Origin of the sequence: Bradyrhizobium sp. 157, assembly GCF_023073815.1 — a bacterium.
Classification (GTDB): domain Bacteria; phylum Pseudomonadota; class Alphaproteobacteria; order Rhizobiales; family Xanthobacteraceae; genus Bradyrhizobium.
In genome coordinates, this window is the sequence record NZ_JADPKF010000089.1 from 62,132 (window position 1) to 84,712 (window position 22,581).

Annotated in this window: 18 protein-coding genes; 5 read left to right on the forward strand and 13 right to left on the reverse strand. The window is 62.1% G+C overall.

Annotation, left to right across the window (positions count from 1 at the left end):
• The first annotated feature begins 191 nt into the window (after positions 1 to 191).
• The gene (rfbA, locus tag IVA95_RS25385) at positions 192 to 1,070 is read left to right on the forward strand and encodes a glucose-1-phosphate thymidylyltransferase RfbA (RefSeq protein WP_247512991.1); all 879 of its coding nucleotides are present in this window, start codon (positions 192 to 194) and stop codon (positions 1,068 to 1,070) included.
• 22 nt (positions 1,071 to 1,092) lie between these two features.
• Here the strand turns inward: rfbA and IVA95_RS25390 are convergent, their stop codons facing one another.
• Together IVA95_RS25390 and hpnO are read right to left on the reverse strand one after the other, a co-directional pair.
• Positions 1,093 to 1,500: a GFA family protein gene (locus IVA95_RS25390; protein ID WP_213254828.1), complete on the reverse strand. Its 408-nt coding sequence runs from the start codon at positions 1,498 to 1,500 to the stop codon at positions 1,093 to 1,095.
• Positions 1,501 to 1,631: 131 nt separating this feature from the next.
• Positions 1,632 to 3,023, reverse strand: coding sequence for an aminobacteriohopanetriol synthase HpnO (hpnO, locus tag IVA95_RS25395; protein ID WP_247512992.1), 1,392 nt, complete (start codon positions 3,021 to 3,023; stop codon positions 1,632 to 1,634).
• A gap of 100 nt (positions 3,024 to 3,123) precedes the next feature.
• Here hpnO and IVA95_RS25400 point away from each other — a divergent pair, with 100 nt between their 5' ends.
• Complete coding sequence (locus tag IVA95_RS25400; RefSeq protein WP_247512993.1) at positions 3,124 to 3,789, forward strand: DUF2147 domain-containing protein; 666 nt, start codon at positions 3,124 to 3,126, stop codon at positions 3,787 to 3,789.
• On the opposite strand, the gene IVA95_RS25405 is transcribed toward IVA95_RS25400, so the two are convergent.
• Positions 3,757 to 6,345: an MMPL family transporter gene (locus IVA95_RS25405; RefSeq protein ID WP_247512994.1), complete on the reverse strand. Its 2,589-nt coding sequence runs from the start codon at positions 6,343 to 6,345 to the stop codon at positions 3,757 to 3,759. The genes IVA95_RS25400 and IVA95_RS25405 overlap by 33 nt on opposite strands.
• A gap of 443 nt (positions 6,346 to 6,788) precedes the next feature.
• Between IVA95_RS25405 and ispH the strand changes: the two genes are divergently transcribed.
• Complete coding sequence (gene ispH, locus IVA95_RS25410; protein ID WP_057848041.1) at positions 6,789 to 7,715, forward strand: 4-hydroxy-3-methylbut-2-enyl diphosphate reductase; 927 nt, start codon at positions 6,789 to 6,791, stop codon at positions 7,713 to 7,715.
• A gap of 41 nt (positions 7,716 to 7,756) precedes the next feature.
• Positions 7,757 to 8,917, forward strand: coding sequence for an adenosyl-hopene transferase HpnH (gene hpnH / locus IVA95_RS25415; protein ID WP_247512995.1), 1,161 nt, complete (start codon positions 7,757 to 7,759; stop codon positions 8,915 to 8,917).
• A 107-nt stretch (positions 8,918 to 9,024) separates the two neighbouring features.
• Here hpnH and IVA95_RS25420 read toward each other — a convergent pair whose 3' ends face one another.
• The 6 genes from IVA95_RS25420 to IVA95_RS25445 all read right to left on the reverse strand — a co-directional run bounded on the left by IVA95_RS25420 (position 9,025) and on the right by IVA95_RS25445 (position 15,191).
• Positions 9,025 to 9,741 (reverse strand): phosphorylase, encoded by a 717-nt coding sequence (locus tag IVA95_RS25420; protein ID WP_247512996.1) that lies wholly within the window; start codon positions 9,739 to 9,741, stop codon positions 9,025 to 9,027.
• Positions 9,742 to 9,767: 26 nt separating this feature from the next.
• Entirely contained in the window at positions 9,768 to 11,729 is a 1,962-nt protein-coding gene (gene shc, locus IVA95_RS25425) for a squalene--hopene cyclase (RefSeq protein ID WP_247513040.1), read from the reverse strand.
• A gap of 65 nt (positions 11,730 to 11,794) precedes the next feature.
• Positions 11,795 to 13,048, reverse strand: coding sequence for a hydroxysqualene dehydroxylase HpnE (gene hpnE / locus IVA95_RS25430; RefSeq protein ID WP_247512997.1), 1,254 nt, complete (start codon positions 13,046 to 13,048; stop codon positions 11,795 to 11,797).
• Positions 13,048 to 13,887 (reverse strand): presqualene diphosphate synthase HpnD, encoded by an 840-nt coding sequence (hpnD, locus tag IVA95_RS25435; RefSeq protein WP_247512998.1) that lies wholly within the window; start codon positions 13,885 to 13,887, stop codon positions 13,048 to 13,050. Before hpnD ends, hpnE begins: the two co-directional genes overlap by 1 nt.
• Entirely contained in the window at positions 13,884 to 14,762 is an 879-nt protein-coding gene (gene hpnC / locus IVA95_RS25440) for a squalene synthase HpnC (protein ID WP_247512999.1), read from the reverse strand. The genes hpnD and hpnC overlap by 4 nt, the downstream gene beginning before the upstream one ends.
• Positions 14,763 to 14,951: 189 nt before the next feature.
• The gene (locus tag IVA95_RS25445) at positions 14,952 to 15,191 is read right to left on the reverse strand and encodes a cysteine rich repeat-containing protein (protein ID WP_213254782.1); all 240 of its coding nucleotides are present in this window, start codon (positions 15,189 to 15,191) and stop codon (positions 14,952 to 14,954) included.
• Between the two features lie 425 nt (positions 15,192 to 15,616).
• On the opposite strand from IVA95_RS25445, the gene IVA95_RS25450 reads away from it, so the two are divergent.
• Positions 15,617 to 16,120: a hypothetical protein gene (locus tag IVA95_RS25450; protein ID WP_213254780.1), complete on the forward strand. Its 504-nt coding sequence runs from the start codon at positions 15,617 to 15,619 to the stop codon at positions 16,118 to 16,120.
• A 71-nt stretch (positions 16,121 to 16,191) separates the two neighbouring features.
• On the opposite strand, the gene IVA95_RS25455 is transcribed toward IVA95_RS25450, so the two are convergent.
• The 4 genes from IVA95_RS25455 to IVA95_RS25470 form a co-directional block, all read right to left on the reverse strand.
• On the reverse strand, positions 16,192 to 17,250 hold the full coding sequence (locus IVA95_RS25455) for a hypothetical protein (protein ID WP_247513000.1): 1,059 nt from the start codon (positions 17,248 to 17,250) through the stop codon (positions 16,192 to 16,194).
• A gap of 59 nt (positions 17,251 to 17,309) precedes the next feature.
• Positions 17,310 to 19,700, reverse strand: coding sequence for an MMPL family transporter (locus tag IVA95_RS25460; RefSeq protein WP_247513001.1), 2,391 nt, complete (start codon positions 19,698 to 19,700; stop codon positions 17,310 to 17,312).
• A gap of 387 nt (positions 19,701 to 20,087) precedes the next feature.
• Positions 20,088 to 20,861: an ethanolamine ammonia-lyase subunit EutC gene (gene eutC / locus IVA95_RS25465; protein WP_247513002.1), complete on the reverse strand. Its 774-nt coding sequence runs from the start codon at positions 20,859 to 20,861 to the stop codon at positions 20,088 to 20,090.
• Positions 20,862 to 20,867: 6 nt separating this feature from the next.
• Positions 20,868 to 22,454: a B12-binding domain-containing radical SAM protein gene (locus IVA95_RS25470; RefSeq protein ID WP_247513003.1), complete on the reverse strand. Its 1,587-nt coding sequence runs from the start codon at positions 22,452 to 22,454 to the stop codon at positions 20,868 to 20,870.
• Positions 22,455 to 22,581: the final 127 nt, after the last annotated feature.

A 22,581-nucleotide genomic window follows, 5' to 3' on the forward strand; every position in this document is an offset into this window, starting at 1 on the left:
TAAATTGTTGAAATATGGCACTTAACCGGAAAATGGCGGATACCGGTGCGCCGCTCGCCGGGCGGTGCTTGCAGCCGGACTATTCGCCCGGGACCAAATCGGCACGCCCTCGCCAAAAGCGTTTTGAGAAGCGCGCCGACGCGTGTTAACGAGGCCACCAAATCGGAAATAGCGACGCGAGCACGGATGGCATGGGCCGCAAGGGAATTATTCTGGCAGGCGGCCGCGGCACGCGGCTCTACCCGCTGACGCTTGCGACCTCCAAGCAGCTATTGCCGGTCTACGACAAGCCGCTGATCTATTATTCGCTCACCACGCTGATGATGGCGGGCCTGCGCGAACTCCTGATCATCACCACGCCGGAGGAAATCGACCAGTTCAAGCGCCTGCTCGGCGACGGGCGGCAGTGGGGCATCGAGCTTTCCTTTGCCACCCAGGATCATCCCGGCGGCATCGCGGAAGCGTTCCTGATCGGACGGGATTTTCTCGCCGGCGGCTCCGCCGCGCTGATCCTCGGCGACAACATCTTCTACGGCGATAACCTGCGGGCGCTGTTGCGGACCTCGGCGCAGCAGGGCCGCGGCGCGACCGTGTTCGCCTGTTGGGTCGATGATCCCGAGCGGTACGGCGTCGTCGAGTTCGATCCCTCTCATCGGCCGCTGCGGATCGTGGAAAAGCCGAAAGCGCCGAAGTCCAACTATGCCGTAACCGGGCTCTACTTCTATGACGAACGCGTCGTCGACGTCGTGCGCGAGATGAAGCCGTCGCCGCGCGGCGAGCTCGAGATCACCGATGTCAACCAGTGGTACCTGGAGCGCGGCGAACTTCACGCCGAGCGTTTCGGCCGCGGCTACGCCTGGCTCGACGCTGGCACGCATGAATCGCTGCTCGAGGCGTCGCAGTTCATCCATATCGTGGAAAAACGCCAGGGCCTGAAAATCGCCTGCCCCGAGGAAGTCGCGTTCAGCCAGGGTTTTATCGACGCCGAACAAATGTTGCGGCTTGCCGAACCGATGAAAAACACCGGCTACGGGCAATATCTGATCCGGCAGGCGGCGATACCGCGCTAGCTGTCCCGGCTTGCCGCGGCCGCTATGGCGGCGGTGGATAGCGATCGAAGGTGGGCAGTTCGTGCACGCGCTCCATCCAGCGAAGGCGCTCTGCGACCTGGATATGCACCATGGCTGGCACGGCGTCGGGATCGTCGTAGGTCGCGCTCTGGATATCGACGATCCCGGGCAGCACATTGGCATTGGTGTAGAAGAGACCGGTGCCACAGTTCGCGCAAAACTGTCGCCGGCCATGTTCCGATGATTCGTAGATCTTGGGCGTTCCCTTCGTTACCTTGAGCGCGTCCTCCGCGTACATCGTCCACCCAACCATCGGCGCGCCGGCATGACGGCGGCAATCTGCGCAATGGCACAACGCATGAACGAGAGGCTTCCCCGCGATCTCATAACGGATGGCGCCACAGTGACAGCCGCCGGTGATGTTGCTCATGCTCGCCTCCAGATGGATGCGTTTTCGATCGATTGTAGCCCGGATGAAGCGCAGCGTAATCCGGGACAATCATCGGCCAATGAAGCAGCCCCGGATTGCGCTTCGCTTCATCCGGGCTACCAGGCCTATGGTTACGCCGACTTCCTGACCGCGTTGTCGACCAGCGTCTTGCCGAGCGACCAGATCGCGCCGGGAACCTTGTGGCTGGCGGCAATGACGTCGTCGAACGATTTTTCGATCCAGGTGCAATCTTCTTCCGTGATCACCAGCGGCGGCAGCAGCTTGATGGTGTGGCTGCCGTGGCCGGAGACCTGCGTCAGGATCTTGTGATCCTTGAATAGCGGTACGGTGATGAGCTGGCAGAACAGGCCTTTATTTGCGGTCTCCAGCAGATTCCAGGAAGCCTTCAGCTTCAGCGATTTCGGCGGGCCGAACTCGATGCCGATCATCAATCCCTTGCCGCGCACTTCCTTCAGCAGTTCATAGCCGGGCACCATGCGGGTCAGCGCAAGGCGAAGCTCGGCGCCGCGCTTGGCGGCCTGCTCGACAAGTTTCTCCTGCTTGATCACATCGAGAGTGGCGATGCCGGCGGCCATCGCCATATCGTTCTTCGCAAACGTCGAGCCATGCACGACCGCGCGATCCATCTGGTTGAATATCTTGTCGAAGATGGACTTGCGGGTCAGCAGCGCGCCGACTGGCACGTGACCGCCCGACAGCGCCTTCGCCAGCAGCACCATGTCGGGCTCGACATTCCAGTGCTCGACCGCGAGGAATTTTCCGGTGCGGCCGATACCGGTCTGGATTTCGTCGGCAACGAAGATCGTGCCGTATTTTTTGCACAGCGCGGCAGCGCCCGGCAAAAATTCGTCCGTGGGCATGTTGACGCCCTTGCCCTGGATCGGCTCGACGATGAAGGCCGCGACCTGGCGCGAGGACAATGCCTGCTCGAGCGCGGCGAGATCGTTGAAATGTATCTGCGTACATCCCGGCAGCAGCGGCTCGAAGCCGCTTCTGAAGTTCGCATCGTCCATCAGCGACAGCGCGCCGTAGGATAGGCCGTGGAAGGAATGCGAGCAGGAGACGATGCCGGGACGGCCGGTCGCACCGCGCGCGAACTTGATTGCGGCCTCGACGGTCTCGGCGCCGGAATTGGCAAAGAACACCTTGTCCAGATATGGAACATGTTCGAGCAGGCGTTCCGCCAGTACGCCCGCGAGCGTCGAGACGTCGAGCTGCACCAGATTGGGAAAATCGCTGTCGAGCACGCTTTTCAGCGCCAGACGCAGCGCCGGATGATTGCGGCCAATCGCAAAAACGCCAAATCCGCTGAGTAGATCGAGATAGCGGGCCCCATCACGATCGAACAGGTATTGACCTTGACCCTTCTGAAAGCCCACATCGTAGCCGATGGTCTTCAGCACCCGGACGAGCTGCTCGTTCAGATGGCGCGCATGCATGGAACTGCGCTGCGCCTGCCGCTCTACAAACAGCCCGGAAACGTCTAGAGATGAATCTGGCATTGGCTACATACGTCGGTTGATGGATGTTTCGTCAACTGAAAACACTCAATGCGGCGTTTTGACCCCGCTTGGATCATCTACTTAAACACAGGTTCGAACCATGTTGCACTGCCCAAGAACTATCGCGCGCACAATAGTTTATTCGGGAATCATTTTAGCCACAGGTCTTAGTGCGGCGCTGGCCGCCGATCCCACCGGTGACTGGAAAGTGGCCGATGGTGTTGCCAACATTCGCGTCGCCCAATGCAACGGCAACATGTGGGGCGTCGTTGGCTGGGAAAAAATGCCGGGCGGCAAGGACAAGAACAATCCTGATGCTTCAAAGCAGAACAGGCCGACGTTGGGCATGCCGATCCTGCTCGATATGAAGAAGAAGCCCGGCGTCAATGCCTGGGAAGGTGAAGTTTATAACGCCAAGGACGGACAAACCTACAGCGCGACCATCAAGCCGGTCGGGACCGACCAGCTCGAGATTCAAGGCTGCGTGCTCGGCTTCCTCTGCGGCGGCGAGACCTGGACCCGTGTCGGTCCGCCGATCCCTTCAAGCCCCACCAACAGCATGGCCAAGGGCACACCGAAGGGTGCACCCGGCGCATCGCCCAAGACCGCGGCGCCAGCCGCCCCGCCGGCGCCGCCGAAGACCACGGGTGCGGTAAATCCTGCGCCCGCGCCGAAGGCCGCGGCGGGTCAGAAACAGGCGGCCGCCCAGCCCGGCGATATCGGCGATATCTGCCTACTGCCCGACATCGCGCGGTTTGCCCATTAGTGCGGGCTGGAACAACAGCACGGCAGCAAGCGTGATCACGAACGAAAGCGCCAGCAGTTTTCCCATGCTGGCGGTGCCGGGATGACTAGATAGCCACAAGCTCCCGAACGCGGTCGCGGTGGTCAGCGCCGAGAAAAAGATCGCACGCGTCAGGCTCGACTGCAGCAGGTTATTTCTGCCCTCGCGCCAGGCAACGACGTAATAGATCTTGAAGGCGACGCCGACGCCGAGCAGCAGCGGCAATGCTACGATGTTGGCGAAGTTGAGTGGCAGTTCGATCAGCACGCAGAGCTCCAGCGTCACCGCGCCCGCCACCAACAGTGGCACCATCGTCATCAGCACGTCAGTGACCCGCCGCAGCGTCAGCCACAGCAACAGGCTGATCACCAGCAGCGCCCAGATGCCGGCGTGAATGAATGCCTTCACAATGGTGTCGCCGGATTTGAGGATCGACACCGGTCCGCCGATCGCGTTCGGCTCGGCGGCCAGAACCGCATCGGCAAAACGGCGCAAATTGTCGTTGTCGTTGGGATCGCCTTTCGGCAGCGCCTCAACGCGGATCAGCCCGTCCTTGGATTTCCAGCTATTCAACAGTTCCGGCGGCAGCGTCTTCAGCGTCACCGGCCCGGCCTGCATCGTGTTCCTGAGCTGCTCGAACACAATCTTGAGCGGGGCGACGAAGATATTCTGGGCCTTGTCGCGCGTCGCCTGGTCGCTTCCGGCAAGCTTCGACAGCGCGTCCACCAACCTTCGCGAGGCAACCGCCCCCGGCCCCTTGCCGTCGCCCGCGGCCCTGCGCAAGCTGTCGACCGAACTCTTCAGCGCCTCCACATTCTCCTCATCGGTGGGCGCGGCGTCGACCGAGTCGGGATTGAGCGCGGGACCGACGACCTTCGCTGCCTTTGCGATCAACTGGAGCTTGGCTGGCTGGTCTTCGGGCACGAAGCTGTCGATCGACATCACGCGAAGAACTTCCGGCAACTTCTCCAGCCGCGCCTCGATCGTCTTGGCCTCGGCTTCGGAATTGGTCAGCACGTTGATGGCGTTGGCGCCGGTGTTGGGATCCTTGCGCAGGTCGAGGAAGGTCGCGATCGACTCGGCCTCCGGATTGCGCAGGTTGATCGGGTTGAAGTCGAACTTCATGAAGTAGAGCAGCGGCAGGCCGGCCACCACGAGCAGCAGCGTTCCGGCGACGATGATGACGCGGTGCCGTTCGAGAAACGCGTCGACCGGCGCCAGAAATGCGTAACCGACAGGCTCGCTTTCTCCGGGCGGGTGAAGCAGCTTCAGCATGGCTGGCAGCACCGTGATGCTCGAGATGAACGCGATCAGCATGCCGGCGCCGGCAATCTTGCCGAGTTCGGAAATGCCCTTGTAGTCGGTCGGCAGGAAACAAAGAAAGCCGGCAGCGGTCGCCATCGCGGCAAGCGACAGCGGCACCGCCGAACGTCGGGCCGCGCTCTCCAGCGCCAGAGCCAGATCTTCGTTCTTGAAACGCTCGGAACGGTAGCGGACGCTGAATTGAATGCCGAAATCGACGCCGAGGCCGACGAACAGCACGGCAAAGGCGATCGACAGCAGGTTCAGCGATCCCACCATCATCAGGCCGACTGCGGTGGTCAGCGCCAGGCCGATGAACAGGTTCACGAACACCGCGAAAATGATCTTCGCAGAATGCAGCGCCATCCAGAGAATGACGAGAACGATAAGCACCGTTGCGACGCCGTTGACGATCGCGCCGTCCTGCACGGTCGAATATTCCTCGTTGGCGATCGGAACCGGGCCGGTCAGCCGCACGCGGGCGCTGTACTGGCCCGCGAAATTGAGGTCGGTCGCGGCCTGCCGGATCGCGTCGGTCGCGTCCTTGCCAGGTTCGAGTGCATTGTAGTCGAGTATCGGCTTGAACTCGATGAAGGCGCGGCGGTCGGCATCGCTCAGGGGTTTGTCGCTGACGAGCTCGCGCCAGGAGAACGTCGCGGTTCCCTTGCTCAGGATGTCCTCGACCGTCTGGCTGATCAGGTTGAAGGGGCGCTCGGTATTGTCGAGCTTGACCTGCCCGCGCTTGATGCCGGCAAGCCCGGTCTCCAGCGCGCCGGTCAGGCCGCGGATCGAGGGATCGCCGGCCATGATCTCGATCAGCGGCGCTGCGGCTTCGAGCTGGCCGGCGACCTTGCCGACTTCTTCTACGGGCAGGAACAACAACCCGTTCTTCTCGAAGAACTCACCGGAACCCAGCGGCTGCACCGATTCGAAATGTTTCGTGTCGCCGGACAGTTTCGTGGCCAGCGCCTTGGAAGCCGCACTGGCGAGCTCTGGGGTCGGCGCCTCGACGACAGCCAGAATCAGCTTTTCACGGTCGAAGGCCTGCTCGAACTGGATGTCGCGCTGGCGCCAGTCGAGGTTGGGCGAAATCAGCGTGTTGATGTCGGTGTTGATGGCGAAATGCCGGGCGGCATAGTAGGCCCCCCCGACCGCCAGCAACAGGGAGACAATGACGACGAGAGTGGCAAACCGCGTACAGGTTCTGACGACGGCGACAACAATACTGGTCAGCACTTCGTTTCTTTCTAAATCTAAAGGAGAGCTGGGCGAAAACGCCCCGCTGTCTAGCGGAGTTCCCACAGCCGATCTAATGTTGTTTTGGTTACTTCCCCGAGGGTTCAAGCGAAGTCGCCACAACAGACTGGAACGGGCTTCGGGCGCCGGTATAGCCGGTCCGAGTGGGCGATAAAGTGGCGAACCGGTGAGGAACGACCGGTCGCGTAATGCATTTATCGGTATCTAAATACCCACAGCTGGTAACCATTGCGCGATCCACCTTTTCTATCTGCACGATTTTTGACACATAGTCCTGCGCTTCCATCTATTTGGATGGGGGATTACCTAAGGGTTCCGGTCGTGGTGCGGATATTGCAAATCCGGATGTGACCGGCTGCACGGAGAGCTTCGGGTGAATTTGCGAATTCAGTACCTCTTGCAACTTGCGTAATGGACATCCCATGGAAGTGTATCTAGCGCAGCCCCGCGGATTTTGTGCGGGTGTCGTGCGTGCCATCGAAATCGTTGAGCGTGCGCTCGAGAAATACGGCCCGCCGGTCTATGTCCGGCACGAGATCGTGCACAACAAATACGTGGTCGAGAGCCTGAAGGCCAAGGGCGCGATCTTCGTCGAGGACCTGTCGGAGGTGCCGCCGCTCGCGGTAACCGTGTTCAGCGCCCATGGCGTGGCCCGCAGCGTCGAGGAAGAGGCCGCCGCCCGCGGCCTTCCGGTCCTCAACGCCACCTGCCCGCTGGTCACCAAGGTCCATAATCAGGGCAAACGGTACATGTCCAAGGGCCGGACCCTGGTCCTGATCGGCCATGCCGGCCATCCCGAGGTCGAGGGTACCATGGGCCAGGTTCCGGGCCCGGTTCTCCTGGTCCAGAACGTCGACGACGTGGCGGCCCTGCCGCTGCCGACCGATGCCCCGGTGGCCTATATCACCCAGACCACCCTCAGCGTGGACGACACAAAGGACATAATCGCCGCCCTTCAGGCCAAATTTACAGATATTCAAGGCCCCGACATCCGGGATATCTGCTATGCGACACAGAACCGCCAATCTGCGGTAAGGGACCTGAGTAAGCTGGTGGACGTCATCTTGGTGGTGGGGGCCGCCAATAGTTCCAACTCAAACAGGCTTCGCGAAATCGGCACCGAGGTCGGCGTCGCGAGTTACCTTATTGCCGACGGGAGCGAGCTGAACCCGGATTGGCTGAAGGACGCAAAGGCTGTCGGCATCACAGCGGGCGCATCGGCGCCCGAAGTTTTGGTCGACGACGTGATCGAGGCTCTGAGGCGTATCGGACCTGTCACGGTCTCGGTGCTGCCTGGCAGGGAGGAAAATATCGAGTTCCGGCTTCCGGCCGAACTGACTGCGGGTTGATCCACTTCAAGACTTACAGGTTCAGAAAGAAAATCTCCAAAATGGCAATACCGTTCTTCAAGGAAATGCGTATCGGCGCCTATCTGATGAAGCAGAAGCTGCTTGGCCGGAAGCGCTACCCGCTCGTGCTGATGTTGGAGCCGTTGTTCCGCTGCAATCTCGCCTGCGTCGGCTGCGGCAAGATCGACTATCCGGACGCCATCCTCAACCGCCGGATGACCGCGCAGGAATGCTGGGACGCCGCTGACGAATGCGGCGCACCGATGGTGGCGATTCCCGGAGGCGAGCCGCTGATCCACAAGGAGATCGGCGAGATCGTGCGCGGCCTCGTGGCGCGCAAGAAGTTCGTCTCGCTCTGCACCAACGCACTGCTTCTGGAAAAGAAGCTCGATCTGTTCGAGCCCTCGCCGTACTTGTTCTTCTCGGTGCATCTCGACGGTCTCAAGGAGCACCATGACAAGGCGGTGTCGCAGAAGGGCGTGTTCGACCGCGCGGTTTCCGCGATCAAGGCTGCGAAGGCGCGCGGCTTTACCGTCAACGTCAACGCCACGATCTTCGACGGTCATCCGGCGGAAGAGATCGCAAAATTCCTCGACTTCACCACCGAACTCGGTGTCGGCGTCTCGATGTCACCGGGCTACGCCTATGAGCGCGCCCCGGACCAGGAGCACTTCCTCAACCGCACCAAGACCAAAAAACTGTTCCGCGACGTCTTTGCGCTCGGCAAGGGCAAGAAGTGGAATTTTATGCATTCCGGCCTGTTCCTCGACTTCCTGGCCGGCAACCAGTCCTACGAATGCACGCCCTGGGGCATGCCGGCGCGCAACATCTTCGGCTGGCAGAAGCCCTGCTACCTGCTCGGCGAAGGCTATACCAAGACCTTCAAGGAGCTGATGGAGACCACGGACTGGGATTCATACGGCACCGGCCGTTACGAGAAGTGCGCCGACTGCATGGCGCATTGCGGCTATGAGCCGACCGCTGCCAACGCCGCGCTGACCAATCCGTTCAAGGCGATGTGGGTCGCGCTGCGCGGCGTCCGCACCTCGGGTCCGATGGCGCCCGAGATCGATCTCTCCAAGCAGCGCCCGGCGCAGTACATCTTCTCCGAACAGGTCCAGAAGAAGCTTTCGGAAATCCGCCGCGACGAGGCGGCTGCCGCCGCCGCCAAGCAGCAGGAGAAGGCCTCCACTGCTGCCTGAGCGAGCACGGAAACAAGATTAAGGGCCCCTGTTCTCAGCGAATCGGGGCCCTTTTCTTTTTGTTTGACGCTTTCGAAAACTTTGAAGCTGCCTGCCGCCCCGCGCCCTCAGGCCTCCGCCATGGCAAAGCTCTCACCGTGCAGGAAGCCGCGGCAGCCGCGGAGCGAGCGCAGCGCGCGATTGAAATCGATGCCGGTAGAGACCAGCGCGCGCAGCGTGGTGGGATTGCGCGCCACTCCGCGCAGCACCTTGCCCAAATCGATGTCACCGTTCGGCTTGATGGCGCTCTTGGCGAGCGCCGGAAGCGCCCTGGTGGCCGGATCGGAGATGACCCGCAGCGCCGCGAACGGAAGCCCCGCCTCGGCCGCATAGGCCGCCGCGATGTGGCTTTCCATATCGACCGCCGCCGCCCCGGTCTCCGAATGCAGCGCGGCCTTGCAGGCGGTCGCCGCGATCACCTGTTCGACGCCCGAAAGGATGCCACGGACCACGCGCCGGCGGCGCAGCGCGGCGCGTGCAATCATTTCCTCGTTCAACGCCAGACCTGCCAGAAACCGGGTATCGCCGGCGAGAACCTCGGTCGCCACCACCACGTCGCCCGATTTCAGAGACGGATCGAGCCCGCCGGCGACGCCGAACGAGATGACACCCCTGAAAGTGGTAGGGTCCAGCGTTGCCAGCAATGCGCGCAATTGCTGCGGATCGCTGGAACTGCAGATAACGATCATGCCCGGCCCGGCCGCAATGCGGGCTTCCTGCACCAGTCCTGTAACGATCAAAACCGGCCGCGGATCATTCGAATTGCGATCAACCGAATTGTCCACGATCGCGGCGGCCCCCGCCCCCCAAGTCACATCCCGACCCCTACCACCCTGCTGTTGGTGCTTCTCAAATTCCGATACCGCGCCAGCGCCCAGAGCGGAAAGAACTTCGAGTAGCCATGATAACGCAAATAAAACACCCGCGGAAAGCCCGTAGCCGTGTAGCGCGCCTCGTCCCAGAGTCCTTTCTCGGTCTGTGTGGCTTTTAGGTACTCCACGCCGCGCACGACGGCCGGATGTTCCACTTCGCCGGCCGCCATCAGACCAAGCAAGGCCCATGCCGTTTGCGACGAGGTCGATGGCGCCCGCTCATATCCCTTGTAATCGAGTCGGTAACTGACTGCATCCTCGCCCCAGCCGCCGTCCCGGTTCTGTATCGAAACCAGCCAGTCCGCCGCCTTTCGGATCATGGGATCCTGGTGGTCCACGCCGGCGGCATTGAGTGCACATAGCACCGACCAGGTTCCGTAGATGTAGTTCAGCCCCCAGCGGCCGTACCAGGAGCCCTCCGCGAGCTGGGTGCGGCGCAGATAGGCAATCCCGTCCGCGACCGCCTTGCTGGTCTGCGCGGTCTCGCCGAGCTGGGCCAGCATCGAAATGCAGCGCGCGGTGACGTCCTCGGTCGGCGGATCGAGCAGCGCGCCGTGATCGGAGAACGGGATGTTGTTGAGGTAATATTCAAGGTTGTTGACGTCGAAGGCGGCCCAGCCGCCATCGCGGCTCTGCAGGCCTTCGATCCACTCGCGGCCGCGCGCAATCGCCTGATCGTATTCCTTGCTGCCGGTCTGCCGGCGCGCCCGGTCCATCGCCATCACGACCACGGCGGTATCGTCGAGATCGGGGTAATAGTCGTTGTTGTACTGGAACGCCCAGCCGCCCGGACGCACGTCGGGAGCCTTCACCGCCCAGTCGCCCTTGAGGTCGAGCACCTGCCGCGGCTTCAACCAGTCGAGACCCTGCTTCATCTTCTTGAGCGTGTCCTCGCCACCGGCCTCGGCCAGCGCGTGGCAGGTCAGCGCGGTATCCCACACGGGGGAGACGCAGGGCTGGCAATAGGCCTCGTGCTCGCCGATGACGAGCAGCTTTTCGATGCCCTTGCGGGTGACCGCACGCGGCGGATAATCCGGTCCCTTGCCGAGCGCGTCGTACATCATCACGATATTGGCCATTGGCGGATAGATCGCGCCCATGCCGTCTTCGCCGTTGAGCCGCTCCTCGGTAAACGCGAGCGCGGCGTCGATCGCACGCTGGCGCAGCTTCTTCGGAAACAACGGCTCGACCACGCGCAGGATCTTGTCGAGCGCGCTGAAGAGCGTGAACCAGCCCCAGCTTTGGTGCGGCGCCTTCGACGTCATTCCGACCGACTTGGGATCCTGCAGGAACAACTCGTCGATGCCGACGCCCTTGGGATTCCTCGCCAGCGGCTTCAACGCCGCCATCACCATCAGCGGCACGATCGTGGTACGCGCCCAGTAGGAAATCTTGTTGATATGGAATGGCGACCACATCGGCAACAGCATGATCTCGATCGGCAGCACCGGCACCGCGCGCCAAGTCAATACACCGTAGAACGCGAGCAGGAACCGCGTGAAGACGTTGACGCGGGCCGCGCCGCCGTGGCTGTGGATCGCATCGCGCGCCCCCACCATATGCGGCGCATCGACGGAATCGCCAATCATCTTCAGCGCGAAATAGGATTTGACGCTGGCGCTCATGTCGAACGGGCCGTCCTGCACCAGCGGCCATCCGCCATGATTGCCTTGGGTGCGACGTAGATAGTTCGCGATCTTGGCTTCGAGCTCACTGTCGATGGGCTCGGCGAGATAGTGGCGCAGCAGGATGTATTCGGCAGGGATGGTGCTGTCGGCTTCCAGCTCGAATATCCAGTGTCCGTCGGATTGGCGGTAACCGAACAGCGCTTCGGTCGCGGAGGAGATGCTCTTCTCCAGGGTGACGGGATCGACTGCGTTTGTGTGATCGATGGCAAGCATTTCGCTATACATCCCTATATTCGCGACGGGCTCTGTGAAGCCGGTCACGCAATTCGTACTCAGGCCTAACGCCTCGCCAGGACCAGATCGGCGGCGCGATCGCCTGACCGCACCGATCCCTCGATGGTTGCCGGCAATCCGGTATCAGTCCAGTCGCCGGCGAGAAACATGTTTTGGAAGGAGGTCACCGCCCCCGGCCGCAGCGCATCCTGCTCCGGCGTAGCCTCAAATGTCGCACGGCGTTCGCGCACGATCTGCCAGGGCGGCAGCGGCAATTCGCCCGCCAGGCCGGCGGCCTTGCAGACATCCTGCCAGATCGCCAGCGCGAGTTCTTCGCGCGGCATGTCGACGAGCCGGTCGCCATTGCTGATGGTGACCGACAGCCGCTGCGGGAATGCGAACAGCCACTCCACCAGCCCGCCGACGACGCCGAGAATCGGCGGCGCATCCTTGGGCGGATCGAAGCGGAAATGCGCGTTGACGATGGCGCGGAATTTCGACGGCGTCTTCAACCCCGGCAGCAGCGCCGCCGCAGGGCGCGGCGGCACTGCGAGTACCACGACGTCGTCCGGTCCGAGCGCGATGGTGTCGCCAACGAATTTCAGTTCGCCGACGTGGCTCCCCTTCATCACGAGTTCGCGCAGCTCATGGCCGAGTTGGATCGAGGCGCCCTTGTTCTGCAAAAGCTTGATCGCCGGCTCGACCAGCACAGCGCTGAGGCCATCGCGCGCGATCAGCGGCCGGCAGGCCTGCCCGCCCGCCAGCAGCGTTTCCCGCACGATCGCGCCGGCCAGGCCCGCCGACCCCTCCGGCGGATCGACATTGAGCGCAGCCAACAGCAGCGGCTGCACCAGCCGCTGGTACAGAGTGCCCTTGCAGGGGATCGCATTGCCGACCAGTTTGTCGGTCCCTGCCCAGACGAGCGGCATCAATGCGAGGTAATCGAGGAGCTTCGTATCGGGGACGCGGCGCGCCTGGTCGAACACCCACAACGGCAACTTGCCGTCGCCAAGGTCGAGTTGCCAGCGCCGGCCGGTTGAGATGTCGACAAAGGGAAACTGCGCAAGCTTTGGTCCGACCAGCCCCGTCTCGGTGCCGATCGATTTGGCGTAGGCCAGCGCATGACGGTTGCCGGACAACAGCAAATGATTGCCGTTGTCGATGGTGAGGTTGGTGGCCGCATCGAAATAGGACCGGCAACGGCCGCCGGCCTGCTGCGTGGCCTCGTGGACATGCACCCGGTAATTGGCGTTGGCGAGCCGCACGGCCGCTGAAAGGCCGGAAATGCCGGCGCCGATGATATGAACATTTTTCTGCATCAGATGATCGCGTATCGGAGAAGGATGGCGATTTTCGCCCATTTGTGGACGCGGACCGGCTCGCGCGGAGCGGCAAAGCCCCGGGCCAGCAGCAAGTCCAGGATCGCGCGGTAATATTTCGACATGATCCGCGGCGCGCGCACCACGCGCCGCGAATTGCGTTTCATGATTTCGTCGGCTTTCTCGAAATGCTTTTTCGCGCGCTCGCCCAGCGGCAGGCATACTTTCGGCAATGCGCGATCGACGATCACCCGCTGCGGATCGTCGGTCGTGATGCCGGCAAGCAGCAGCCCCTCGCGTGGCAGATAGAGGCGACCGAGGCCGGCGTCTTCATCGATGTCGCGCAGGATATTGGTCAATTGCAGCGCGCGCCCGAGATGGTGGGCGAGCAGGATACCGTCTTCCTCAGGCAGGCCGAACACGCGCACCGACAGTCGCCCGACGGCGCTGGCGACACGGTCGCAATAGAGATCAAGGGTAGCAAGATCCGGCGCCCGGATGTCCTGCGGTACGTCCATCTCCATGCCGTCGACGATGGCGAGAAAATCCTCGCGCTTGAGACCGAAGGTTTTGACCGACGCGGCGTAATCCTGCAGACGCGGCGGTGGGTGACCCTGATACAGCGCATCGATATCGTCGCGCCATTGCTGGAGCGCAGCCAGCCGCTCGGGCCGCGGGCCGTCGGAATCGGCGATGTCATCGACCTGGCGGCAGAAGCTGTAGATCTGGAACATCGCCTCGCGCTGTGCGCGCGGCAGGATGCGCATCGCGGCATAAAACGAACTGCCGGACGCGGTGGTACCGTAATCTGCGTTGGCCGCCGCCGTCTGCAACGTCATGCGCCGGCCGCCGGTTTTGTCTGGGGACGGCGTCCGATCGCGCGGCGGGTGATCTCGCCGGCGATGCCGCCGATGGTATGGCCGAGCAACTCCAGCTTGCTTAAATGCACGCGTTCACTGAGCGGATCGCGCACTTTCAGCATGCCGACGATCTTGTCGGCAAAAGCCTGGATCACGGCAATATCGAGCCCAAGCCGGAAATCCTTCACTTCGGCGTTGAGCGACTTGCTCTCGTTGAGGAGGGCTTCAGTCCGCACCGCGAGCGCATGGAGACATTGCAACAGCGCCGGCGGCGATTTCGTCTCGCACAGCATCTCCACGGTGGCGCCGCTTGCTGCCAGCGCATCGCGCGGCAGGTAGACGCGGTTGAGATTCTTGTAGTCCTTGGCGCAATCCTGCAGATGGTTATTGATCTGCAATCCCGCGCACAACGCGTCGGAAGCGGCCCAGGTCGAGGTGCTCTCGCCATGAACGTCGAGCATGAAACGGCCGACCGGCATGGCCGAATAGCGGCAATAATGAATGACGTCGTCCCAGTTCTCGTAGCGCAGCTTGGTGACGTCCATCCGGAACGCGACCAGCACGTCGAGCGCATGGCGCGGAGCCATCGAACGCTGGGCGAGGGCCTGGCGGAGGCTAACCGCTTCCTTCTGCGTATCGCCCGTGCCCAATAGTTCCGCCTCGAGCAGGTCGAGATAGCGCAGCTTCTCGTCCGCGCTAAGTGTCGCGTGATCGGCGATATCGTCGGCGGTCCTGACGAAATTGTAGAATGCGAGGATCAGCGCCCGGTGACGCGGATGAATGATCCACGACGCGACCGGAAAATTCTCGTCGCGGTCGGTCTTTCCGGATCGCAGGTCGCTCGCGCTGGTCATCAAAAACTGGCTACATCAATCGGGATTGGCGGCATGCGCCGGTGCCCGGCGCATGCGAGGAGATCGCGAGCCCCATATAGGGGAATACGTCGCCAAAACCAATGCTATATGGGCTGATTAGCCCCGCCCGTGACGCGCGTCATACAGCCGAAAGTGGCTTTTCCGCGAGGGTTAACGGACGCAGCGCGCCTATTGACCGTTGCGCTTGAGAACCTGATCACAGGCCGCGCTGATCTTGGATCGATGTTCCTTGAGGCACGCCAAGATGGTGAGATCACCCTGGTCGATAACCGGACGGCAGTGCTTCTGCACGTCACGGGTACAGGCCTTCTGCTCCTCCGGCGTTCCGCTGCGCTGTTGCTGCTGGGCGAAGGCGCTCGACGAAACCGAGATCGACAACAAAGTGAGGGCGAGGAGAGATTTTCGCATCGTATTCCTTCATTTCGGCAGCATGAAATCCTGTTCCCGATTTGCGTTTTCGGCATCGCCGGAACGGATTTGTATGGATGGCAGGCGCCGCGTAACGCAGCAACGTGCACAGGACAAGCACGGTAAATACGGCCAAATTTACGGCGATCTCAGCGCCGCAAATAAGCGACTGATATCTAACGTGTATTTCTCTCTTGACGATCTCGGCAATTGGCTGTTGCGGAGGATGCGGCGCGAAGTTAGATGCTGCGCGGACGGAGCCGATGCGAATATTGATTCCATTCGGCTGCTTGTGCCCTTTCCTGCCGCGACCGGCGGAAACAGCATGCCGTCATTTTGAACCTAAGATACTGCGGGAACACTAAATCTTCGATGCGGCGAGACGTATCTTGTAAGAGAAGCGTCTGTTTAGGGGAAAACTCACGATGAAACTGTTTGGTTCCAGCTTGTTCGATCAGGCTCTCGCAGCGGCCGGGGTCGCCGCCGCGCTCATGCTGTCGGTCACCATTAGCCATGCCCAGGCCGGCGGCCCGTTTGCCGGTTTTGATGGAAACTGGAGCGGCACCGGCACCGTCGCGCTGTCCAACGGCACCACCGAGAACATCCGCTGCAAGGCCGACTACAAGGTCAACGCCAACGGCCTCGGCCTGAAACAACACCTCCACTGCGCCAGCGACAGCTACAAGTTCGACCTGTCGAGCGATGTCACCAGCCAGGGTGACCGGATCTCCGGCAACTGGAGCGAAAAGAGCCGAAATATCTTCGGCAATCTGCAGGGCACCGCCGGCGGCGGTCAGATCGACGTGTTTGTCGAAGCATCGGGATTTGCAGCCAACCTGAATCTGCGCACCACCGGCAACAAGCAGAGCGTGCAGATCGACTCCAAGGGTGAGATCCGCGGCGTCAAGATTACGATGACGAGGACCTGATAACTGTTCTTCAAAGCAGTAGGTACGAATGGCGGCTCCCCCGGGGTACCGCCATTTTTATTTTCGGCAGCTCAGCAGAATCGCCAGCACCAATACGCGTCACCGCGGTCGCGGCGGTCCGTCACCTCGACGCGCATGAAGCGATCATGCGCGAGCGCGGCCCCCACCCACAATTCGTTCCAGGCATCGAACACTTGAGGCGATAACGCTTCACGTTCCGCCATCAGGCGCCACGAGGTCTGGCGAACGGTTGCGCCCAAGCCTTCGACTTGCAGTTCCGCATCGTCGTCCTGCCCCCGCGCAAGCCGGGTGAAGGCCTTGGCGAAACCCACCGCGCCCGCCTCCACGCCGCCCAACAGCGCGGCGACGTCGTCGAAGGTGTGCATCCCGACGAGCCGCGCCGCGGCGCCGGCGAGATGGCCGCCCTCCTCCGGTCCGAGCACGGCAATCGTCTCCGGAACGATCGAGGTGATGTACTCCATCACATAATTGCGAAGCACCTTCTGCAACCGTTCCTCCGGCCATGTATTCTCCGGCAGGCGCGGCGCGCGATCGGCGCGGAATGGCGGACAGCGCTCGCCGGGGGAAAACTGCAGTCGCTCCTCAGGCGCGAGATCGTGATCCCATTCCTTGTAGTAACCTTCGAGCCCCGGCTGACCGTCGACGGTCTGCCCCGTGCAGACAAAGCCGAGCCTGGGATTATTGAGCACGACGCCGTTGTTGGCATGCCATCCGCGCAGCATCGCCCGCGACACTTCCGAGGGGATTCCGCAAATGGCCGTGCCGGACCAGATCCAGCGCGGCGGCGGATAGCGTACCCAGGCCTTGCGGTCGCTCTCGTAGATATACTCCACCTTCACGCCGCCGACCTGGTTCGACAGATAGTGATATTGGGCGCAAGCGACCGCATGCGGAAGCTGATCAAGACCGAGCTTCTTCAATCCGGGAAGGAAGCGCGCCAGTTGCTGGCGCCGGAAGGTGCGAAATACCACCTCGGCGGCGCGTGGCGCGCCGGCCCGCGACGCCAGCATCAGAATCAGCCCGGTGAGATAGGAATGATAGATGTGTTCGACCGCGCGGTAGGCGGCAGCGTCGGCCGCAGGGCGAGCGGCTAATCCTGCAGACGTCATTCCTCAAGCCTCTCTGCGGCTGCCGTTGGCCGGCAAACCCTGTTATTCAGCAGCGTTGGTTATTCGGCAGCTTTGTTCTTCGCTGGCTCGGTGTGACTGACGCCGCGAATCTTTTCCGACAGGTTGATCAGGAACATCGAGGTCGGCCGCAGGATGAAGAGGTCAGCGACCAGCGCCGCGATCATCGAGAACGCGCTGAGCCAGCCGAACAAGCGTAGCGACGGCAGATCGGAGAACACGGTGACGACGAGGCCGCAGGCCAGCACCACCGTGGTCAGGATCAGGGCCGGGCCGACCAGCACGGTGGCGCGCTCGACCGCCAGTCCCGAACTGACGCCCGGCTTGCTCTCCAGCCGCAACCGGTTGAGGAAGTGGATCGTGGCGCTCAGGCCCAGGCCGAACGACACCGTGAGCGCGACGATGCTAGCGAATTGCAGCCCCTCGCCCAACATCCACAGCACCGTACCCGATGCCACCACCGGGAAAATGCCGGGCAAGATGCAGGAGAACATCACCACGACCGAGCGGAACGCGAGCCCGATGAAGACGGCGACAATGAGGAATTCAATCGTCAGGCCCTGGTTGAGCTTATCGATCATGTTGGCGCTGTTGCGCGCGGCAATCGCCGACAGGCCGGTGACGGCAATCTCAAAGCCGGGATGTTCGGCCCTTACCTTGTCGAGCGCCTTGTCGAGTTTGTCGACAACGGGAAGGATTTCGCTGGAATCGAGGTCGGGAACTCGCCCTGACACCACCACCGCATCCTGGTCGGCCGAGATGAATCGCCGCACCAGATGCTCGGGAATTACGCTGACATATTCCTTCAGCGTCGCGACGTCGGTGCTGCCCGCCTTCTCCGCGAGCCAGCGGCGCAGCGTTTCCAGCGACCAGACGTTGCCGACGCCGGCCGACTTCTCGACCATCGAGTGGACGTCGGCGATCGTCTTCAAGGTTTCCGGCGCGTAGAGCGAGGCGCCCTTGGGGAATTCGATCAGCACGTCGATCGGATTGGCGCCGGTGAGCTTGGCGTCGAGCCGGCTCGATGCCGCCACCGCCTGCCGCTTGTCCGGCACCTGGTCGGCGAGCCGGTAGCGCGGCTCCAGCGTCGCGTAGATGTAACCGAGCCCGCCGACGAAGAGCAATGCGATCAGGCTGAACATGCCGGGGCGGCTGACCATGCGCACCGCAATCCAGTAACAGAAATTGCGCAGCGCCTGGACGCCAGCGTCGGCGCTCTGGAACTTCACCGCAAAGATCTTCTCGTTGCGGACGAACAGCACGCCGAATACCGGCACCAGCGACAGCACGGCCACCAGCGCGATGATGGTGGCGGCAAGACCGGCCTCGCCGAATTTGCGGATCAGTTCGGAATCGGAGAATTGCAGCGCGATGAACGATATGCCGGCGGTTCCGTGAGTGAGCACGCAAGCGGGGCCGACTACCAGCACCGCGTTTGTGAAGGCCTTCAGCTTGTCCTGGCCGGCAATCAGGCGGTCGCGCGCCGCGAACGTCAACTGCATCGAGTCCGAGAAGCTGATCACCATGATGAGCGGCGTCATCACGTTCAGGAACATGTTGAGATTGAAACCGGCCCAGCCGAGGCCACCGAGCGAGAGCAAGATCGCGATGATTGGCGGGAAGGCCGCAACCACCATGAACGATATCTTGCGGAAGAAGATGATCGCGATGATGCAGCCAGCGAGAATGCCTAGAATGTTGTAGGTCAGCCCGTCGCGCTTGACCGCGTTGCGGATCTCGAGCTGCATGACGGGTACCCCGGAAAGCTGGGCGTTGAGCCCGCTGCCGGAAAGATCCTCGGCCATGACTTTCCTGATTTCGCCGACCACCGTGCCGAGCTCGTTCGAGGAAACGACCTTCGGCTCCAGCGACAGCACGACCAGCGCCAGCGTGCCATCCTCGGACAACAGCTTGCCGCGAATAATCTCATTGGATTTAACGGTCTCGACAAAATTGTCGTAGGCGGCGCCCTGCGGCAGTTCGGGCGGGAACAGCGCGGCCGGCAACTTGCCGGGCTCCGGCGCCTGACGCGCCGAAAACAGCGAGACCAGGCCGCGGACGCCCTCGATCAGCTGCAGGTCGGTGACCATGTCGCGGATCTTTTCGAGGTTCTCGCGGGCCAGCAGCGTCTTGCCCTCGACCACGACCAGCACGTCGAATTCGGTCGCCGGGAAGCGCTTGGTCACGGCCTCATATTGCTTGTAGTCCTTGGAATCGGAGCGGAACAACTGGCTCAGCGAGTCGTCGATCTTGATCCGCTCGATGCCGAACAGCGCCGCCACGATCAGCACGGCGAGAATGATCAAGGACAGGATCGGCGCCTTGACCGCGATCAGGCCCATGCGCTCGAGCCCGAAGGCGATGCTCTTGCCCGGCGGCGGCTCCTCGGTGGCTTGGACGTGGACGTGACTTTCGGAGTTCTTGTCGAGCATACCCTGTCCAGTTCTCACGTCGGCCTGTTTGTGTAGCTTGGTTTTTTGTGCAGCTTGGTGGCGCGAATACGGCTTTGCCAGCCCCTATCTGATTGGCGCTAGCCCTTGAAATCACGCGGTAAATTAATCGGCGCCGTTTTACAGGCCCGAACCTGATCCGGCAAGCACGCGCGGCAGGGCAAATCGGCACGCAAATGTCGAAAATGCACGGTAAGTCTCTGATTTGCCACACCTGCCAGCACCACCTTGGACCGCTTTGGCGCGTTCAGCCGAAAGCGCCAACGACGGCCGCTGCAACCTCACCGGTCAATTTTTGGAGAAACGGCTCACATTGGGTTGTCAGCCACGAGTTGGCTCACAACGGCGGCGCAGGCGGATATCGATCAGTCAATCGACCGGTCTGGCGGCGATGAGCGCGGTTCTGCTTTCGTCCTTCAGCGCCACGCCCGTGACCTGGCGCGCGATGCCTTCACGCACCAACCACGCGATTTTGAAGGCGGCTTCATCATAGCTCAGGCCTGCGCCGTGGATGTTGGATACGCAATTGCGATTCTCGTCGGTGAGGCCGATGCGCGGCGCAAACGTCAGATAGGCGCCGAGACTGTCGGGGGCCGACAGGCCGGGCCGCTCGCCGATCAGCATCACCACCATCCGCGCGCCGAGCACGGTACCGATCTCGTCGCCTAGCGCCACGCGTGCGCCGGATGCAACCACGACATGGCCGCACCGGATCCCGGCCTCCGCGAGGCGCGGAGCAAGATGGCGAACCAGCTCGACCGCGTGGACATTGACGGCCGCCGGCGACAGCCCGTCGCCGATCACGATCACAACCTCGTTCGCACCGCCGCCTTGCTTTTCCAGCGCGCGCCGCGAATCCGGGTCGAGCATCCGTCCGAGATCGGGGCGGCGCAGATAGTCGCGCCGGTTGCGCGCCTGGCTGTAAACCTCAGTGACCTGCAGGCCGAGGCCGGCCAATCCGGCAACCAGATGCTCCACATCGAATGCGGCATGCACGGCGTCGCGGGCGCGTGCATGGTCGAGCGTGAAGGCAAGCAGCGCGTCGGTCGGCATGCTCGCGCCGGAGCGGCCGAGCCCGACGCGCGCCGGCGTCAGCTGCCGCAGGGCTTCGAGCGAGCGGGTCGGCGACGTCGGTTCTTTCATGGGCTTTTACTCGGCAGGCACGGAGGCCTCGCGCAGCCGGATCGAATAGTTCGACGCGTTCTGCTGACCGCCGGACGCCGCACGCGCGAACTTGATCAGATGATGCGCGATCGTGGCGGAACCGATCAGCCCTTCGAGATCGCCGCGCCTGAGGCGCCCGATCGCGAACTTCCAGAACACGCGCCTGTAATCGCTGAGCACGCCGACCTGCCAGAAGATGTTGCGCAGCATGATCAGCGCGCGCCTGATATTGGGCCAGGTCTTCATTTCAGGCGAGACCGGCACCTTGATCCGGTTGGCGTAGGTGTAGTCGCATTGATACTGGTAACGCGCGTAGAGCTTCTCGGGCTGGTAGGCGACCTCCATGCATCGCTTCCAGGAACTGATGACCTGGTCGTAGGGCATCAGGAATTCGACGTTGGAGTCGCGGCTGTCGTCGTCATTGAGGCGCCCCTCGCGCTCCAGCCGGTCCCACAACGGCGTCTTCGGCAACGCTTGCAGCAGATTGATCGTCAGTAGCGGAATCCGCGATTCATCGACGAAGTCGAGCAGTGCGTCCGCCGTGCCCGGCTTGTCGGTGTCGAGGCCCATGATGATGCCGGAGACGACCTCCATGCCGTAGGAATTGATGGTGTGGATGCCTTCGTGGATCGGGACCATCATGTTGTGGTCCTTGTGCATTGCGTGCAGCGCGTCGGGATCGGGCGTCTCGATGCCGCAGAACACGGTAACGAACATCGCCTCGCGCATCTTCTCCAGGATCTCGGGCCGCTTGGCTATGTTCAGCGTCGCCTCGCAGGCCAGCCGCACGACGTAGCCCGTCCTCTTCTGCCATTCGATCAGATGCGGCAGCAAATCCAGCGTGGCCTTGCGGTTGCCGATGAAATTGTCGTCGACGAAATAGACCGTATCGGTGATGCCGCATTCGCGCATCCTGTCGAGTTCGGCGATGATCTGTTGAGGCGTCTTCAAGCGCGGGTTGCGGCCATAGAGCCCGGGGATATCGCAGAACTCGCACTGATAGGGGCAGCCGCTCGAATACTGGATGCTGCCGAGCAGATATTTTTTCACTTCCGCCAGCTCGTAGGCCGGAATCGGAAATTCGGTCATCGCCAACCGATCCCTGGTCGTCAGCACCACCTGCTGGGCAGGGCGCGACGGGTCGCGCGCCAGACGTTCGATCAGTTCATTGGTTGCGTCACCGAGTTCGCCGACATGCAGGTAGTCGAACGAGGGATAGTAATCCGGGCACGCGCTCACCGACGGGCCGCCGATCGCGACCGCAAGATCGAACGCATGCGCGCGGCGGCAGATGTCGTTCATCTGCTGACGCTGGATGTGCATGCCGCTGACGAACACCGCTTCCGCCCATTCGAAGTCTTCCTTGCCGGCGGGGCGAATGTTCTCGTCGATGAAACGCACCTGCCAGTTTGCCGGGAGATAGGCCGCAATCAGGAGGAGGCCCTGCGGCGGCATGAAAGCCTTCACGCCAGCGGTCAGGGGGTAGGCGTATTCGAACGTGCCGAAAGAAGACGTATAGCGCGGAAAGACGCACAGGATACGCCGTACCGTTCCAATGCCCTCAGCTCTCATCAAATTTCCTCAACACTGACATGAATTTAAGCACGAGATTGAAAGTTGGGCCAGAAATCCTTCAACATTGTGACAGTCAGTTCTAACTCGCTGCGGGTTCAATTGGTTGCACGAAAATCTGCAGACC

Bases quoted from the DNA above. Each gene is read 5' to 3' on its own strand.
- rfbA (WP_247512991.1), top strand. From the start codon at position 192: ATGGGCCGCAAGGGAATTATTCTGGCAGGCGGCCGCGGCACGCGGCTC.
- IVA95_RS25390 (WP_213254828.1), bottom strand. From the start codon at position 1,500: ATGAGCAACATCACCGGCGGCTGTCACTGTGGCGCCATCCGTTATGAG.
- hpnO (WP_247512992.1), bottom strand. From the start codon at position 3,023: ATGCCAGATTCATCTCTAGACGTTTCCGGGCTGTTTGTAGAGCGGCAG.
- IVA95_RS25400 (WP_247512993.1), top strand. From the start codon at position 3,124: ATGTTGCACTGCCCAAGAACTATCGCGCGCACAATAGTTTATTCGGGA.
- ispH (WP_057848041.1), top strand. From the start codon at position 6,789: ATGGAAGTGTATCTAGCGCAGCCCCGCGGATTTTGTGCGGGTGTCGTG.
- hpnH (WP_247512995.1), top strand. From the start codon at position 7,757: ATGGCAATACCGTTCTTCAAGGAAATGCGTATCGGCGCCTATCTGATG.
- shc (WP_247513040.1), bottom strand. From the start codon at position 11,729: ATGCTTGCCATCGATCACACAAACGCAGTCGATCCCGTCACCCTGGAG.
- hpnE (WP_247512997.1), bottom strand. From the start codon at position 13,048: ATGCAGAAAAATGTTCATATCATCGGCGCCGGCATTTCCGGCCTTTCA.
- hpnD (WP_247512998.1), bottom strand. From the start codon at position 13,887: ATGACGTTGCAGACGGCGGCGGCCAACGCAGATTACGGTACCACCGCG.
- hpnC (WP_247512999.1), bottom strand. From the start codon at position 14,762: ATGACCAGCGCGAGCGACCTGCGATCCGGAAAGACCGACCGCGACGAG.
- IVA95_RS25445 (WP_213254782.1), bottom strand. From the start codon at position 15,191: ATGCGAAAATCTCTCCTCGCCCTCACTTTGTTGTCGATCTCGGTTTCG.
- IVA95_RS25450 (WP_213254780.1), top strand. From the start codon at position 15,617: ATGAAACTGTTTGGTTCCAGCTTGTTCGATCAGGCTCTCGCAGCGGCC.
- IVA95_RS25455 (WP_247513000.1), bottom strand. From the start codon at position 17,250: ATGACGTCTGCAGGATTAGCCGCTCGCCCTGCGGCCGACGCTGCCGCC.
- IVA95_RS25460 (WP_247513001.1), bottom strand. From the start codon at position 19,700: ATGCTCGACAAGAACTCCGAAAGTCACGTCCACGTCCAAGCCACCGAG.
- eutC (WP_247513002.1), bottom strand. From the start codon at position 20,861: ATGAAAGAACCGACGTCGCCGACCCGCTCGCTCGAAGCCCTGCGGCAG.
- IVA95_RS25470 (WP_247513003.1), bottom strand. From the start codon at position 22,454: ATGAGAGCTGAGGGCATTGGAACGGTACGGCGTATCCTGTGCGTCTTT.